Genomic DNA, 15,827 nt, shown 5'->3' on the forward strand with positions numbered 1-15,827 from the left:
ACCCGCAATGAAGCTGCTCGTGCGGTCGCGCAACCTATTGCGCGGGGGGATACTCTTGCAGGGATCGTCTGTACAACCCTTGCGACCAAACTGGTATTGGCGCGCAACGGGCAAGATGATGCGCAGCAATCCTTGACCCCTGTGACTTGCCTCGCGCATAGCGACGCCATGGATCGACCCATTGAAGAGCTGAGTTTCGAAGACGCGCTGCGCGAACTCGAAACCATCGTGTCGCAGCTTGAGACCGGCAATGCCCCGCTCGACGAGGCGATCCGCCTCTATGAGCGCGGCGACAAGCTGCGTCGCCGCTGCGCCGAGCGGCTTGATGCCGCGCAGGCGCGTATCGAAGCAATCCGCCTCGATGCCGAGGGGCGTCCGGTGACCGTTCAACCCTTCGCCGCGAGCTGATGATGACCGCGCCTGCCACTCTCACGCTAGGCGATGCGCTCGCCGAAGTCGGTGCCGATATCGACGCGCGCTTCGATGCGTTGCTCAGTCTTCCCGGCGATCCGCGCGAGGATCTGTACGCGGCGATGCGCCATGCCGCGATCGGCGGCGGCAAGCGGCTGCGGCCGCTGCTGACCTATGCCACGTCGCGGCTGTTCGGCGTCGACCGCGATTGCGCGGGCCGGGCCGGTCTCGCGATCGAGTGTATCCACGTCTATTCGCTGATCCACGACGACCTGCCGTCGATGGATGATGACGACATGCGGCGCGGCAAGCCGACCGTCCACAAGCTCTACGACGAGGCGACCGCGATCCTCGCCGGTGATTCGCTACACGCGCTCGCCTTCGAGGTATTGGCCGATCCCGAGACGCACCCTGATCCGTTCGTACGCAGCGAGTTGGTGCTCGATCTCGCGCGCTCGGCCGGTCCGGCCGGGATGGCGGGTGGGCAGATGATGGATATCGAGGCGGAAAAGGCAAGCTTCGACCTGCCGACCATTACGCGTTTGCAGGCGATGAAGACCGGCGCGTTGATCGCCTGCTCGGTGGAAGCGGGCGCGATCCTCGGCCGGTTGCCGGCTGAGGCCCGCACACATCTGCGCGGCTATGCGCGCGATATCGGCCTCGCCTTCCAGATCGCCGACGACATTCTCGATGTCGAAGGGGATGAGGCGGCGGTCGGCAAGAAACTCGGCAAGGATGGCGATGCGGGCAAGGAGACGTTCCTGTCGCTGCTCGGCCTCGACCGCGCCCGCGAACAGGCGCGCATGCTGGTCGATCAGGCGATCGCGCACCTGCAAAGCTATGGCCCGGAAGCCGATCTACTGCGCGACATCGCACGCTTCATCCTTGAACGCGATCGTTGAAAGGTGGCGCCGGGCAAAGAACCTGACATGCGAATTGGCGTCTATCCCGGCACGTTCGATCCGGTGACGCTCGGCCATATGGACATCATCCGACGCGGCGCGAAGCTGGTCGATCGGCTTGTCATCGGCGTCACCACCAACCCATCCAAATCGCCGATGTTCGATCTCGCCGAACGCATGGCGATGGTAGAACGCGAGGTCGCCCCGCTTGCTGGCGATATTCAAGTGGTCAGTTTCGATTCGCTGCTGATGGACTTCGCCGAGCGCGAAGGCGCGCGCGTGATCGTGCGCGGCCTGCGCGCGGTGGCGGACTTCGAATACGAGTATCAGATGGCGGGCATGAACCAGCAGATCAATCCGCGGATCGAGACGGTGTTTCTGATGGCGGACGTCTCGCTGCAACCGATCGCCAGCCGACTGGTCAAGGAAATCGCGCTGTACGGTGGCCCGATCGATCGTTTTGTGCCGCCAGCGATCGCGCGCGACGTTGCCGCGCGGGTCGAGAAGATCGGCCGCAAAGGCTCGTGACGGCCGCGTGTCGTTCAGATTGGCGCAAGCCGGGATTTGCTTTAAGCGCTTGGTCGCACCCATCTGCCTTCGCGGGGAAATAATGCGTTTTCTTGGTCTTCTCGTCATATTTCTCCTCGCGCTCGTCGGTGGCCCGGTGTCCGCGCAAGTGGTCGATCCCGTCGCCGGCCGCCCGCCGATCCCCTCGGTCACTGATCCTGAGAACCTGTGGTATCTCGATCTGTCGACCGGTGGCCGTGTGGTCATCTGGCTGCGCCCGGATGCCGCGCCGAAGATGGTCGAGCGCGTCAAGATACTGACCCGTCAGCATTTCTACGACGGCCTACCGTTCCACCGCGTGATCGAAGGCTTCATGGCGCAGGGTGGCGATCCGAAGGGTGACGGGACCGGCGGCTCCACGCTTCCGGATCTCCCCGCCGAGTTCAACTGGCTGCCGCATGTGCGCGGTGCTGTCTCGGCCGCGCGCGCGGAAAAGGAGGACAGCGCCAACAGCCAGTTCTTCATCGTGTTCGACCCCAAGCTGTCGCTCGACAAGAAATACACGGTGTTCGGCCGCGTGATCGATGGCATGCAATATGTCGACGCGATCACGCGCGGCGAGCCGCCTGCGAACCCATCGCGTATCCTCCACGCCTATATCGCTGCGGATCACCCGCCCGCCTATGTCGCGCCTGCACCCAGCGCACCCGCCACGCTCGCGCCGAGCCTGCCCAACACCTCCCCGATCAAGAGCAAGACGATGAGCGCACCGTCCGCAGTAAAGCCGAAGGCCAAGGCGCAATAGGGTCGGCGCGACGCTAGCGAATTGTCATGAAAGTCGATCTGTTCGATTTCGCGCTTCCGCCCGAGCGCATTGCACTGCGCCCTGCCGCGCCACGCGATTCCGCGCGGTTGCTCGTGCTCGACGGTGCCGAGACGCGCGACCGCTCTGTCACCGACCTGCCTACCCAGCTTCGCGCCGGCGATCTGCTGGTGTTCAATGATACGCGCGTCATTCCAGCGCAACTCGAAGGCGTCCGCGCAGCGGCCCCGGACAATCACCAGGGCGGCGCCGGCGCAAAAATCGGTGCGACGCTGCACAAGCGCGAGGGGCCGCGCCGCTGGCGCGCCTTCATCCGCAACGCGCGCCGCATCCGGGCCGGCGAAACGATCGACTTTGGTAACGATGTGTCGGCGGTGGCGAGCGAACGACAGGAGGACGGCAGCTTCGCGCTGACGTTCGCGGGCGATGAACCGGTTGAACTGCTGCTGGAACGTGCTGGCCGCATGCCGTTGCCACCGTACATCGCCTCCAAACGACCGACCGACGCGCGCGATCTGGATGATTATCAGACGATGTTCGCCGCCGAACAGGGCGCCGTCGCGGCGCCGACCGCAGCGTTGCACTTCACCCCATCACTGATGGCGGCGCTCGACGCCGCCGGCATCGGCCACGCTACGCTGACGCTGCACGTTGGCGCGGGCACGTTCCTGCCGGTCAAGGTCGACGATACCACCGCACACCGCATGCACGCCGAATGGGGCCGCATCGACGCTGCCACCGCAGACCGTCTCAATGCAGTGCGAGCGGCCGGTGGGCGCATCATCGCGGTCGGCACCACCAGCCTGCGCCTGATCGAAAGCGCGACCGACCGTGACGGCCGCATCCAGCCGTTCGAAGGTGATACCGCGATCTTCATTACGCCGGGGTATGTTTTCAAAGGCATCGATGGCCTGCTCACCAACTTCCACCTGCCGCGCTCGACACTGTTCATGCTGGTCTCGGCACTGATGGGGCTGGAGCGGATGCAGGCGGCCTACGGTCATGCCATCGGCAACGGCTACCGTTTCTATTCCTACGGGGATGCGTCGCTGCTGCTTCCGTAACGGCGAAGCGTGATTGTAGCATGCCACCTATCGACATGGCCGCGATCTCGGCTAACGCTTGTTCCCCTATGGGGAAGCCAGCCTGCCGATTCACGCGGAGTGCAGCGATACGACAGCGATACCGCATCGCCGCACTCTGCGTCACCGCCATGATGGTGATGCCGGCATTGGCGCAACAGCCGGTCGGCGCCACACCTCCGGCGCGTCAACCGCTCGCCACGATCATTGCCGAGCCGGTCGGAATGATGATCGCCGCGTGCGATCAGAACGGCGATGCACTGGTCAGCCGCGCCGAACTCGACACCTGCCTTGCCAAAAGCTTCGCGGCGACGGATGCCGCGCGGAAGGGTTCGATCGGCTATATCGACTATAGCGATTGGGCGTTGAAGTGGCTTGGTGATCGCAACGCCCTGCCCAGCCCGTTCGAGGTCGATGCCGATGGCGACAATCGCATCACGCTGGCGGAGCTTGAGGCTCGATTCGGCGCGATCTTCACGCGGCTCGATCATGACCGCGACGGCAGCGTGTCTCGCGCGGAGGTGCTGACGATCCGTAGCGGCGTCGGCGCGCCGGGCGACGGCTTGCCGGGCAAGCGCGGCAAGCGGCGCCACGCCACGACCACGCCGTGAAGCAGATGCACACCCCCGCCGGCCAGCACCGCGCGCGGTACCGGCTGGCGATTTTCGACTTCGACGGGACGCTGGCGGACAGCGGGGATTGGTTCCTGTCGATTGCCGACGACCTTGCCGACCGGTTCAAGTTCCGCCGCGTCGCGCCTGACGAGGTTGATGGTTTACGCGGCCATACCACGCGCGAGGTGATCCGGCACCTCGGCATTCCGCGCTGGAAGCTCCCGGCGATGGGCCGCTACGTTCACGCAAGGCTCGCCGCGCAGATCGAGCGGATCGCGCTGTTCGAAGGCGTGAGCGAGGTCATCAACACGCTGGCCGATGCAGGGGTGCGGATCGCGGTCGTAACCTCGAATTCCGAGCATAACGCACGCGCCGTGCTGGGCTCGCTCGCTCAACGTATCGAAATGTTCGAATGTGGCGCTTCGCTGTTCGGCAAGGCGCCGCGCTATCGCAAGGTGTTGAAGCGCATGCGGATCGCGCGTCATGCGGCACTGTCAATCGGCGATGAAACCCGAGACATCGCTGCCGCGCACAAGGTCGGCATCGCCGCCGGCGCGGTACTATGGGGTTATGCCAATCGCGCGGCATTGCTGGGCTGCGAACCGGAGGTCGTATTCGAGCAGCCGAGCGAGGTGCTTGATCATTTCTTCGAGCCGCCGGCGACTTGAGCCGGTCTGGCAGGCAATGGGTCGGTAAAGACGCCAGCGCCGGCGGCTCCGAAGCGAACCATGCGTTCGGGCCGTGACAGCAAACCGTCGCGGCGCGCGATAACGGTTTCATCGCGCACCGCTTGCAGCCTTGGCAATCGCCCGCTTACTTCGGGTTCGCCTCTAACCAGGCGATCACCTTGTCAGGTGCGCTCTCGCCATATGGGTCCTCGTCGAGGCCGGCGTCGTTGATGCCCGGCTCCTCGAACCAGCCGACGATCTTGCCGTCGTCGACCACCATCGCATAGCGCCAGCTCCGCTCACCGAAGCCGAGATGGTCCTTGCGAATCAGCATACCCATGCGCCGCGTGAAATCGCCCGAGCCGTCCGGCAACAGCTTGACCTTCTCCAGCCCGAGGTGACGACCCCACTGATACATCACGAACGCGTCGTTGACGGAGAGGCAATATACCTCATCCGCACCGAGCTTCTTGAGCGCATCGTAATCCCGCTCGAACGCCGGGCACTGCTCGGTCGAGCAGGTCGGGGTGAAGGCGCCGGGCAAGCTGAACACCACCATGAGCTTGCCCGCGAAAAGGTCGGCCGTGCCGACATCCTGCCAACGAAACGGGTTCGGCCCCTCCACCGTCTCATCTCGCACGCGGGTCTTCAGGGTCACGTCCGGTATCGTGCGTCCAAGCATTCGCGTCTCCTTCAGGTGAGTATCTCGTCAACCCAAGCCGGTACCAGCATCGTCGCCGGGCCGGCCCGTGTCTCGGCGAAATAGGCACTCCCCGCCGAAGCTTCCAGATTGAGTTCGAGCGTGTCGGCGCCATGATGCCGCGCGCCCTGAACGAAGCCCGCCGCGGGATAGACCGCGCCGGACGTACCAATCGAGACGAATAGGTCCGCGTGTGCGAGCGCCTGCTCGATCCGGTCCATTTCATACGGCATCTCGCCGAAAAACACGATATCGGGCCGCAGCGCGGGGACGTCGCAGTTCGGGCAGACCTCCTCAGGCGGCAGATCGCCGCTCCATTCGGTGCGCACCCCGCACGCCGCGCAGAGCGCCGATTGCAGTTCGCCGTGCATGTGCAGCAACCGGGACGCACCGGCACGCTCGTGCAGATCATCGACGTTCTGCGTAACGATCAGCAGTTCGCCCGGCCACGCGGCGTCGAGCCGCGCAAGCGCGACGTGCGCGGCGTTCGGCGTTACGTTAGCCAGCGCGGCGCGGCGAGCGTCGTAAAACCTGTGCACCAGCACCGGATCGCGGGCGAGCGCTTCTGGCGTGCAGACATCCTCAATGCGGTGCCCTTCCCAAAGGCCACCCGGCCCGCGAAAGGTGGCAATCCCGCTTTCCGCGGAAACGCCCGCGCCGGTGAGGATGACGATGTTGGTCGGTTTGGCCATGCCGTGTGATACGGTGCCAGCGCACGCGCGACTACCAGCATTCTCACGCAAAATACGCGTGACTGCCCCTGTCGCACCGCCATCCTTTCTGTCATGCGCGCCGCAACACGACAAAGCGGAATGCAGGTATGACGGCGATCGGGATCTTGGGCAGCGCGGGCAAGATGGGCCAGGCGATAGCGGCGACGGTGCCCGACCTCGGCGGCACCGTGGCGGGAGGCATCGATGCCAGCGGCGACGGGGCCGCGCTCGCCGCGCTGGCGGAACGCGCCGACGTGCTGGTCGATTTCTCGACTCCGTCCGCGCTTGCCGCCAATCTCGCTGCAGCACGTACGGCGGGCACGCCGATCCTGATCGGCACAACCGGCCTTACCGCGGCGCACCGGGCACTGGTGGCTGAGGCGGCGGGTGACATTGCGGTGCTGCAGACCGGCAACGTCTCGCTCGGCGTCACGTTGCTCGCCAAGCTGGTGCGGGAGGCGGCGGAACGACTCGGCTCCGACTGGGACATCGAAATCGTCGAAATGCACCACCGCCACAAAGTCGACGCCCCCTCTGGCACCGCACAACTGCTGGCCGAGGCGGCGGCGAAGGGGCGCGGCGTCGCCTTGTCCGAAGCGCAGGTGAGCGACCGTGCCGGGCTGACCGGGGCACGCTGCGACGGTACGATCGGCATGGCCAGTCTGCGCGGCGGTTCGGTCGCGGGCGATCACATGGTGGTGTTCGCCGGAGAAGGCGAGCGCATCGAGATCGGCCACCGGGCCGAGAACCGCGCGATCTTCGCACGCGGCGCGGTGACGGCGGCGCTGTGGCTCGCCGACAAGCCCGCTGGCAGCTACACCATGGCAGAAGTTCTGGGAGTCTGAGGATTGGGCGCTTGAAAAAGGCCGACATCGTCGAGTTCTACGCGCGGCTCGCCGCCGACAACCCGCACCCGGAAACGGAGCTGGCGGCGGGCAATCCATTCCAGCTCGTCGTGGCGGTGGCGTTGTCCGCACAGGCGACCGACGTGGGCGTGAACAAGGCAACGCGCGCGCTGTTCGAAGAGGTGACGACCCCCGCGCAGATGGTCGCGCTCGGCGAAGAGGGCCTCAAGCAGCACATCAGGACGATCGGCCTGTTCAATACCAAGGCGAAGAACGTGATCGCCCTGTCGGAACGGCTGATCGCCGAATATGGTGGCGAGGTTCCCGCTGACCGCAACGCGCTGGAGACATTGCCGGGCGTCGGCCGCAAGACTGCCAACGTGGTGATGAACATTGCCTTCGGAGCGGAAACCTTCGCCGTCGACACACACATCTTCCGCGTCGGCAACCGTACCGGCCTCGCCCGTGGCAAGACGCCGCTCGCCGTGGAGCTGAAGCTTGACAAGGCTACCCCTGCCCCGTTCCGCCTGCACGCGCACCATTGGCTGATTCTGCACGGCCGCTACGTCTGCAAGGCGCGGCGCCCGGAATGCTGGCGCTGCATCGTCGCCGACCTATGCGCCTACAAACCAAAAACACTACCGCCGGCGGCCGCCTCGGCGAAAGCGGCGACAGCAGCGTGACGAAACGACTGGCGCAACGCTTCGCGCTTTGCTAGGCGCTTGCCCCCAGGCACCCGTAGCTCAGCTGGATAGAGCGCTGCCCTCCGAAGGCAGAGGCCACTGGTTCGAATCCAGTCGGGTGCACCATCCCCCCTCGTACCGGTCGATCGTCGCTCGAGATGCGCGATCTTCGATTCCGGACTTCCCGAACGATGCCGTCAGAGACTAGGCTTCCGGGTGGAACGAGAGCGAAGGGCAACAGGATTGCGGCAGGCAGAGCGACAGGCGCATACGGAGCCGACCATCCACGACGTCGCCGAGGCGGCGGGCGTATCGATCCGCACGGTGTCGCGCGTGCTCAATCGCTCACCGATGGTCAACGCCGACACGCGGGAGAAAATCGAGGCGGCGATCGCACGGCTCAACTTTCGTCCCAGCTTGCGCGCGCGCGCGCTGGCGATGCGGCGATCGTTCTTGATCGGTATGGTTCACAACGATCGTAACGCGCTGGTGCTGGAGGCGGTGCAACGCGGCATCGTCGGCGAAGCGGCGCCGGATGGGTACGAACTCATCATGCATTCGGTCCCATCGGCCGAGAACCTCGCGATCAAGGACGTGCTGGCTTTCGTTCATCGCTCCCGCGTCGACGGGCTGGTGGTACTGCCGCCGGTCTCGGGCATCCCCGGATTGGCCGACGCGCTGGCGCAGGAAGGCGTGGCCGCAGTCGCGCTTTCCTCGACCCCGGTGGATGGCTACGTCTCGGTCATTATCTCTGAAGAGCGGCGCGCTGCGGCCAAGGTCGCACGCTATCTGGTCGATCTCGGCCACCGCCGAATAGCGATGGTTACGGGTCCACAGGACATGATCTCCGCGCGGGAGCGGCGCGCCGGCTTCAAGGATGCGCTGGACCAAGCCGGGTTGACGTTGCTGGCGGAGGCGGAGGGCGATTACGGCTTCATCTCCGCGCTGTCGGCGGCAGAAGCATTCCTCGATCGCGCCGAGCCGCCGACCGCGATTTTCGCCGCGAACGACATCATGGCGGCGGCGGTGCTGAAGGTTGCCGCGGCGCGCGGCATCGCGGTGCCGCAGGACCTGTCGGTGGTCGGCTTCGACGGCAGCATTCTGGCGCAGATGCTGACGCCCGCGCTGACGACGGTACTGCGGCCGTTCGACGAAATGGCGCGTCAGGCGACCCGGCATCTGCTCGACACGTTGGCCGGAGCGCCAATCGCCCAAGTCGATCGCGCCGACCTGCCGCTGATCCTAAGCGAATCAAGCGGACCGCCGCCGGTTTGAAGGGCGCATCAGGCGGGCAGCGGGACGTCCGCATTGCGCGCAAGCGCAAAACGGCGTGGTGATCGGTTCATGAGCGTCACCATCGGCTGCTGTGTCTCCGCTTCGATGCCGGTGAGCCTGAGCAGGCGACCGGCGGTATCCGTCACCAACCGGGCGTGGCCGCCATCGATACGGGCCACGCGGGTACCGCCCAGTGTCAGCGTCGCGCCGCCACCCTCATACGCGAGCGTCGCCACCTGCCCCTGGTCAGTGCGCAACACGGCGCGTGCACCACGCGCCGCCGGATGCGCGGGGCGGCAATTCCAATGCAGTTCGCCACCGACCTGCTGAACGCCGACCAGCCGCCAGGTGAAATCGACCATCACCAATGCCGCCGGAGAATAGTTCGGGGCGTCTTCCTGGGTAAACGCGCCAGTCTGTGGGTCAATCTGCTGCCGGAAGCTGGGGTCCTGCTGGATCGCCTCGCACCAGCGGTTCATCAGCGTGCCGTGTTCGGCGGAACGGTGGTAGTGATCCATCCAGCGTCCGGTACGCAGCGCGGTAAGCGCCTGTGCCGCCCCGCCCCAGCTGTTGCGCGGGATCGGTCGCACGAAGCTCGGGTCATCAAGCGCGATCGACGGGAACGGAAAGGGCGACCAGAATGCTTTCGGGTTGCCGAGCTGGCGTTGCCACATCGCGTCGAACACGGCCTGATCGACGACATGCTCGCCGGCGACCCGCGTAAGGATGTCCCCGCGCACCCGTACGAAGCGGTCGGCGGCGTCGAGATCGTAGAAGGCGGCATCTTCCGCGACATACAGACGGGTAAGGATCAGGCGACGGATCGCCTCGGCCTGCTCGGTCCAACTGTCTGCCTTGGCATTACGGCCGAGCGCGCGCGCCATCGCGGCGAGCGCACGGCGGCCACCGTAAACGGTCGCCGAAAGGTCCGGGCACAGGCGCGGCAGGCCGAAACCGGCCGGGTAACGCTTGGCCTCCTTGTTCGGGCATTGGTCAGGCACGCCCTGCCAACGCGGGCTGTTGTCGTGGCCTGTGTCGTAGGTGCAGAACCCCTCGACCAGACCGGTGCCGCGCGTGTTGCGGTATCGCATCAGCCAGCCGTCCCAGGCGGAGCATGCGCGGTAGCTGGCTTCCAGCAGCTCGGCGTCGCCGGTCGCATGCGCGAGTTCCCAGGCGGTGGCGGCGATCGGCACGACCATCTGGATCTGGCCGAACCCGGTTTCGGTCAGCTTGTTGTTGGCCGGCAACTGACCGTCCGCGCGTTGCAGCGCGAAGAAGGTGAGGTGGCTCGCCCGCGCCACATCGGGCCGCCAGTGGCGGTACACCAACGCTTCATGCGGGCCGCATTCCTGCCAGATGCCATTATAGACCGACCCTTCGATCAGCACCGGACTCGGGATGTACGGCAACACGCGGACGTTGCCGGCGAGCACCGCCAAAGCCTTGTCATAGGCGTTCTGCCAGCGTGCATTGGAGGTGGTAAAAACGGGCGCGGAGGACGCCGCAGGAGCGGCACGCGCGGTGGCGGGCAGCGCGATCGCGGCCGCAGCACCGGCGAGGAAGGGACGGCGACCAACGATCATGGCTGTTCCACCTCAAATGAATCCGCATCGATACTGCCACCGGCACCGCCCGTGTTGAAGGTGAACAGCGCCGGGCGAGACCCCTTCCACCAGGAGAATCGCGCCAGCGGGATCGCGTCACCGAATGGCGTGAAGCGCTTACCGTCTACGCTATAACTGTAGCGCACGGTCTGCTCCGCCCCGACATCCGCGCGCAGCGACAACGTGCCGGCGGTAAGCGGCGGACCCGCAGTCTCGACCCCTTTGGAAGCGAGCGTGATGCGGCGCATGCCCCCCGCCTGCACCACACCGATCCAGCTCGGTCCAACGCCGAACAGCGTCAGTCCTGCCCGCTCGCCATCGGTCATGCGCGTCACGTCGATCCGGGTGGTGATGCGACTCTTCGGGCCATGCAGGATCTGGGTCAGCGTGTTGCGCGCGGTGACGAGATGCTGCGCGGGCAGCGCGTTCAGCCGCAGCCAGCCGGGCCGGGCGGTGAGGCTCCACGCGCGATCGTCCGGATTGTGGTTCCACGCCCACTGCAGCCCGAGTTTGGGCGACGCGAAGTCGTCCGATGCCTGGATGCGATCCCGTGTTGGCGGGCTACCGGTATCGGGCATCGGCGCACTCGCGACCGGTTGGCCGGCTTCCGCGTCACCGGGAATGGGAGCGCCGATGATCGGCCAGCCGTCTACCCAGCGCAGCGGTTCAAGATAATCGATCCGGCCGAACGCGCCGGTGGAGTTGAAGTGGATGAACCACCCCTGCCCCGATGGCGTCTCCACCCATGCGCCCTGGTGCGGTCCCTGCACGCCGCTGGTTCCCGGCTTCAGCACGGTATGCCATTCATATGAGCCGCGGATGTCGCGCGAACGACCGACCGCCTGCGCGCCGGTCGAGACGCCGCCGAACGGCGCGAAGATGTAATACCAGCCGTTTCGCTTGTAGAGCTTCGGCCCCTCCAGCGTCGGCAGCCGCACCTTGTCCTCGACGATGACGGTTCCCGCGTCGAGCACGCGGGTGCCGTCCGGACTCATGCGGTGAAGGATCAGCGGGCCGGCGCCAAGTCGGCTGTGTACCAGCCAGGCGCTGCCGTCGTCATCCCAGAACGGGCATGGATCCTCGAGGCCCGGCTGCGCCATCACCGCAACCGGTTTGCTCCACGGGCCAGCCGGATTGGTCGCCGTGGCCATGAAGATGCCCTCGTCCGGTGTCGGCCAGTAGACGAAGAATTTGCCGGCGTGGAACCGGATCGATGGCGCCCACACCCCGCCCGCGTATCGCGTGCCGCCGATCGGCTTGGAGATCGCATCCGTAAGCGTGTGCGGCCCGGGCATGTCGTATTCCGGCGCGAACGGCAGCTTGGGCAAGACGTGCCCGATGATCGTCCAGTGAACCAGATCGCGTGAGTGCAGCACCGGCAGCCCCGGCGAGAAGTGGAAGCTCGAGGCAACAAGGTAATAGTCGCGGCCGACGCGGATCGCGTCGGGGTCGGAGTAATCGGCGTAAAGGATCGGATTGGTGAAGGTCGCCGGCGGCTGCTGCGGAGACGCCGAAAGCGGCCCCGCCAACACCATGGACGTGAGCGCCACACACCAGCGCTTCCCGCTGCGGATTGATACCATTGTCACGCGCTCCTCTCGTGTGTCGCGGCGTCTTCGGTGGCGCTCACTTGCTGGTCGCCCAACCCTTACCACTCAAAACCACCGCATCAAGTTTCCATTGCCAGCGCTAGCATAATTGCGTCATCGATGTTAATCGACGCCAGAGTGACGGCGACTGCCGACGCTCGACAGGGTCTAAAAACGGCGCAAAGCCCCAAAGGAGGATGAACGAATGGGTTCTTGGAACACGCGTACCCGGCTACTCGCGGGCACGGCCACGATGCTGCTGGCGTTTTCGCTGGCCTCGCCTGCCGCAGCGCAAACCGCGCAGCAAGCCGTGCCAGATGCAGCGCCGACCGGCGCGCCGGCACAGACAAGCACCGTCGCAGATCCCAACGGGCAGGCCGGCAGCCAAGTCAATGCGGAAGGCGTGACCTCGACGGAGCCGGCCGCGACGCAGGACGTGGTCGTCACCGGATCCCGCATCGCCCGCACCGGGTTCGACGCATCGACACCCGTCAATGTGTTCAATCAGGAAGACATCAAGCTTTCGGGCAACGTCAACATCGACCGCACGCTGGAACAGGTGCCGCAGGTCGTCGGCTCGCAGCTCGGCGGCGCGACGTCGAACACCGTTCCCGGCGGTTATGCCGATGTGAACCTGCGCGGCTTCGGCTCGACCCGCAACCTCGTGCTCGTCAACGGTCGCCGCTTCGCGATCTTCGGGCCTGAACAGGTTACCGACCTCAACACGATTCCTTCCTCGCTCATCGCGCGGACCGAGATCGTCACCGGCGGCAGTTCTGCGGTCTATGGTTCGGACGCGATCACCGGCGTCATCAACTTCATCATGCGTGACGATTTCTCGGGTGTGGAGGGCCGCGCGCAGGTCAACGTCGACCGGCCGACCGGCACGCCAACGTACAACTTCGATCTGACGATGGGCGGCAATTTCGCCGAAGGCCGTGGCAATCTCGTCGTGTCGGGCAACTATCTCAATCGTGGGTCGATCACGCGCGGCGAACGCGGCAGCTTCGCGTACCTCAGCCTTGCCGATGGCTGCGTCGCACCCGGCTCGGGCAGCGCTACCCGGCCAGGTACGCCGTTCACGCCGCCCGCCGGGCAAAGCTGCGTCGCCGGTGGTGGTCAGCTCGGCTTCATCGCCAGCGGATCGGGCGACATTCCCAATGGTCGCTTCTCCGGCATTCCGGCGGCCGGCGGATCGAACACGGCCCTCAACGCCGCCTATGCCGGTGCGGGGCTATCCGGGCTGACCTCGCGTGGCTTCACCTTCGACAGTGCCGGCACCACCGCACGCCCGGCGCTCACACCACAGGACGATTTCAACCTCGGTCCCGACAACTATCTGATCCAGCCGCAGAAGCGCTGGATGATCAACAGCTTCGGCCATTACGACTTCAACGACCACATTACCGGCTATATGGAGCTGCACTACAGCCATAATGAGGTGAACGCGCGGCTCGCGCCGACCAATATCGGTTCCGCGACCCTGTTCAACGTCAACAATCCGTATCTCTCGCCCGCGCTCCAGAACGTGCTGGGCGTCCTCGATCGGTCGGAAGCCGGGAACACCACGGTCACCGCCGGCACCGCCACGTACACCAACCGGCCCAACGATGGCTTGGCGTCGATCATCGCCGGCCGCCGCTATGTAGAGGTCGGCCCGCGCCTGGCTAGCGAGCGGCGCAACGTGTTCCGCGGCGCCTGGGGCTTCCGCGGCAACCTAGGCGACGTCAGCGACTCTTTCCTCACCGATCTGAAATACGACGTCTACTACACCTACTCGCATAGCGAGGACACGCTGCTGCTCCAGAACGCGCTGTCCCGCAGCCGCGTGCAGGCGGCGGTGCTGTCGCAGAACGGTGCCGCACCGGTGTGCGACATCTTCGGCGCGCAGATCAGCGAGGCGTGCGCCGCCGCGATCAGGATCAGCGCGACCAACACCACGACGGCAACGCAACAAGTTGCGCAGGGCAGCCTGACCGGCAACCTGTTCGCGCTGCCGGCGGGCAAGGTCGGCTTCTCGGCCGGGTTCGAATGGCGGCAGACTGACGCGGTCTTCTCGCCCGACAGCTTCCTCGCCTCGGGTGACGTGGCGGGCTTCAATCCCGGTTTGCCGACGCGCGGTGGCGTGGGTGTGAAGGAAGGCTTCGGCGAAATCCGCGTGCCGCTGATCCACGACACGCCGTTTATCGAGAACCTCACCGCCAACGCGGCTTTCCGCTATTCGGACTATGATCTGAAGGGCATTGGCGGCAACTGGACGTACCTCGGCGGGCTCGACTGGCGCGTGAACAAAAGCTTTGCGTTCCGTGGTCAATATCAGCGCGCCATCCGCGCGCCCAACGTCTCGGAACTGTACGGCGGCGTCAACCGGGTGACCGGCGTCGCCACCGACCCGTGCTCGAGCCGTGCCGCCGCCGTGCTCCAGACCGCCGCCGCGCGCGCGGTCTGCGTCGCGACCGGCGTACCGGCGGCCAATGTGTTCACGGCCGCCGTGCAGCCAAACACGATCATCCCGGCCGATTTCGGCGGCAACCCGAACCTGGCCGCCGAGAAGTCAGACACGTACACCGCCGGCGTCGTCTTCACGCCCGCCTTTGCGCCACGGCTGTTCTTCAGCGTCGATTATTTCAACATCAAACTTGACGGCGCGATCTCGTCACTCGGCGGTGGCCTCCAGAACACGCTTAGCCTGTGCTACAACGTGATTCAGGACGCGAGCAGCCCCTATTGCCAGGCGATCAGCCGCAACCCTACCACCGGCGAGATCAACGATCCCTATGTAGCGAAGATCCTCAACGCCAACACGGGGTCGCTGCGCACCTCAGGCCTCGATTTCGCGGCACGCTACCGTTTCACCGCAGACTTCGGCTTCCCCGGCCTCGGTGACACGAGCCGCTTCGATCTGAGCAGCAGCTTCACATGGCTGAACGACTTCACATCGGTGCCGGTGGCCGCATTCCCGAACATCCAGAACCACTGCGATGGATCGTTCGGCCCGACCTGCGGCCAGCCGCTGCCGGTGTGGCGCGGCACAAGCCGCGTGACGTGGACGACCGGCCCACTCGGCCTCTCGCTGCGCCATCGCTACATTGGCCCGGTGACAACGGACCGCTACCTGGTGCCGCTGCGCCAGGGTTCGGCGGCGACACCGGCGCTCAACACGATCGCCTATCCGAAGCTGCCGTCGCGCAACTATTTCGACCTGTCGTTCACCTACGATGCGACGAAGAGTTTCGAGCTGTTCGGTGGCGCCAACAACATCTTCAACCTGAACCCGCCGATCACCACGCAGGGGCCGAGCGCGAACACCTTCTCGGCAACTTATGACGTGATGGGAACGGAGTTCTTCCTGGGCGTCACCGCCAAGTTCTGATCGCTTCCCTCCTTCCCGGCTGGCACGTTGCCGGCCGG

General features: G+C 65.6%; 15 protein-coding genes and 1 tRNA gene. 12 read left to right on the forward strand and 4 right to left on the reverse strand.

Features of this window, described 5'->3' with window-relative positions:
* The first annotated feature begins 168 nt into the window (after nt 1–168).
* From OXR00_RS09315 to OXR00_RS09345, 7 genes are all read left to right on the forward strand, one after another.
* Complete coding sequence (locus OXR00_RS09315; protein ID WP_242149918.1) at nt 169–408, forward strand: exodeoxyribonuclease VII small subunit; 240 nt, start codon at nt 169–171, stop codon at nt 406–408.
* Nucleotides 408–1,313, forward strand: coding sequence for a polyprenyl synthetase family protein (locus OXR00_RS09320; protein ID WP_267387986.1), 906 nt, complete (start codon nt 408–410; stop codon nt 1,311–1,313). The genes OXR00_RS09315 and OXR00_RS09320 overlap by 1 nt, the downstream gene beginning before the upstream one ends.
* Before the next feature lie 27 nt (nt 1,314–1,340).
* Nucleotides 1,341–1,841 carry a pantetheine-phosphate adenylyltransferase gene (gene coaD / locus OXR00_RS09325; RefSeq protein WP_242149912.1) on the forward strand — a complete coding sequence of 167 codons (501 nt, stop codon included), beginning with the start codon at nt 1,341–1,343 and terminating at the stop codon, nt 1,839–1,841.
* Nucleotides 1,842–1,923: 82 nt separating this feature from the next.
* Nucleotides 1,924–2,625, forward strand: a complete 702-nt coding sequence (locus OXR00_RS09330; RefSeq protein WP_242149909.1) for a peptidylprolyl isomerase — start codon at nt 1,924–1,926, stop codon at nt 2,623–2,625.
* A 26-nt stretch (nt 2,626–2,651) separates the two neighbouring features.
* Nucleotides 2,652–3,707, forward strand: a complete 1,056-nt coding sequence (gene queA / locus OXR00_RS09335) for a tRNA preQ1(34) S-adenosylmethionine ribosyltransferase-isomerase QueA (RefSeq protein ID WP_267387987.1) — start codon at nt 2,652–2,654, stop codon at nt 3,705–3,707.
* Between the two features lie 149 nt (nt 3,708–3,856).
* Nucleotides 3,857–4,336, forward strand: a complete 480-nt coding sequence (locus tag OXR00_RS09340; RefSeq protein WP_267387988.1) for an EF-hand domain-containing protein — start codon at nt 3,857–3,859, stop codon at nt 4,334–4,336.
* 5 nt (nt 4,337–4,341) lie between these two features.
* Nucleotides 4,342–5,007 carry an HAD hydrolase-like protein gene (locus tag OXR00_RS09345; protein ID WP_267388193.1) on the forward strand — a complete coding sequence of 222 codons (666 nt, stop codon included), beginning with the start codon at nt 4,342–4,344 and terminating at the stop codon, nt 5,005–5,007.
* A gap of 145 nt (nt 5,008–5,152) precedes the next feature.
* Here the strand turns inward: OXR00_RS09345 and OXR00_RS09350 are convergent, their stop codons facing one another.
* Complete coding sequence (locus tag OXR00_RS09350) at nt 5,153–5,689, reverse strand: peroxiredoxin (protein ID WP_267387989.1); 537 nt, start codon at nt 5,687–5,689, stop codon at nt 5,153–5,155.
* An 11-nt stretch (nt 5,690–5,700) separates the two neighbouring features.
* On the reverse strand, nt 5,701–6,399 hold the full coding sequence (locus OXR00_RS09355; RefSeq protein WP_267387990.1) for an NAD-dependent deacylase: 699 nt from the start codon (nt 6,397–6,399) through the stop codon (nt 5,701–5,703).
* A 128-nt stretch (nt 6,400–6,527) separates the two neighbouring features.
* Between OXR00_RS09355 and dapB the strand changes: the two genes are divergently transcribed.
* The 4 genes from dapB to OXR00_RS09375 all read left to right on the forward strand — a co-directional run bounded on the left by dapB (nt 6,528) and on the right by OXR00_RS09375 (nt 9,223).
* Nucleotides 6,528–7,265 (forward strand): 4-hydroxy-tetrahydrodipicolinate reductase, encoded by a 738-nt coding sequence (gene dapB / locus OXR00_RS09360; RefSeq protein WP_267387991.1) that lies wholly within the window; start codon nt 6,528–6,530, stop codon nt 7,263–7,265.
* A gap of 11 nt (nt 7,266–7,276) precedes the next feature.
* A complete protein-coding gene (nth, locus tag OXR00_RS09365) occupies nt 7,277–7,948 on the forward strand; it encodes an endonuclease III (protein ID WP_267387992.1) in 672 nt (223 codons plus the stop codon).
* A 49-nt stretch (nt 7,949–7,997) separates the two neighbouring features.
* Nucleotides 7,998–8,074, forward strand: a tRNA-Arg gene (locus OXR00_RS09370).
* 117 nt (nt 8,075–8,191) lie between these two features.
* Nucleotides 8,192–9,223: a LacI family DNA-binding transcriptional regulator gene (locus tag OXR00_RS09375; protein ID WP_267387993.1), complete on the forward strand. Its 1,032-nt coding sequence runs from the start codon at nt 8,192–8,194 to the stop codon at nt 9,221–9,223.
* A gap of 8 nt (nt 9,224–9,231) precedes the next feature.
* Here OXR00_RS09375 and OXR00_RS09380 read toward each other — a convergent pair whose 3' ends face one another.
* Nucleotides 9,232–10,806 (reverse strand): alpha-L-rhamnosidase, encoded by a 1,575-nt coding sequence (locus OXR00_RS09380; RefSeq protein ID WP_267387994.1) that lies wholly within the window; start codon nt 10,804–10,806, stop codon nt 9,232–9,234.
* Nucleotides 10,803–12,377: a glycoside hydrolase 43 family protein gene (locus OXR00_RS09385; RefSeq protein WP_267387995.1), complete on the reverse strand. Its 1,575-nt coding sequence runs from the start codon at nt 12,375–12,377 to the stop codon at nt 10,803–10,805. Before OXR00_RS09385 ends, OXR00_RS09380 begins: the two co-directional genes overlap by 4 nt.
* 244 nt (nt 12,378–12,621) lie before the next feature.
* Here OXR00_RS09385 and OXR00_RS09390 point away from each other — a divergent pair, with 244 nt between their 5' ends.
* Nucleotides 12,622–15,789 carry a TonB-dependent receptor gene (locus OXR00_RS09390; RefSeq protein ID WP_267387996.1) on the forward strand — a complete coding sequence of 1,056 codons (3,168 nt, stop codon included), beginning with the start codon at nt 12,622–12,624 and terminating at the stop codon, nt 15,787–15,789.
* The last annotated feature ends 38 nt before the right edge of the window (nt 15,790–15,827 follow it).

It is taken from the genome of Sphingomonas sp. GC_Shp_3 (assembly GCF_026540945.1).
GTDB lineage: Bacteria > Pseudomonadota > Alphaproteobacteria > Sphingomonadales > Sphingomonadaceae > Sphingomonas.